This is a genomic window from Chlorobaculum sp. 24CR (assembly GCF_004118635.1).
Taxonomy (GTDB): Bacteria; Bacteroidota; Chlorobiia; order Chlorobiales; family Chlorobiaceae; genus Chlorobaculum.
In genome coordinates, this window is record NZ_SDGU01000096.1 from 1 (window position 1) to 337 (window position 337).

General features: G+C 64.4%; 1 pseudogene. It reads left to right on the plus strand.

The window, feature by feature from the left end:
- A pseudogene (locus EST62_RS12785) lies at window positions 1-337 on the plus strand (glutamate synthase); the annotation flags it as partial.

A 337-nucleotide genomic window follows, 5' to 3' on the forward strand; every position in this document is an offset into this window, starting at 1 on the left:
GCCTCGATCATCTCCGGCGTGCCGCGCGAAGAGATGGCCTGCTTCGAGAACGAATACGACGACGCGAAGAAAGAGGGCGCGACGATGTACTTCCAGACCGGCACGGCTGAAGTGCTCGGCGGCGCGAGTGGCGTCACCGGCCTGCGCTGCACCAAGATGACCAAGAAAGAGAAGGGCGAAGAGGGCTGGAACTCCCCGATTCCGTTCCTGCGCTACAAGAGTAACGGCGAAAGCTTCGACGTCGAAGCGGACATGGTGGTGGCGGCCATCGGCCAGGGCACCGACCTCGACTGCCTCGGCAGCGCGTCGAGCGGCCCGTGGCTCAAGGTTGACCGCA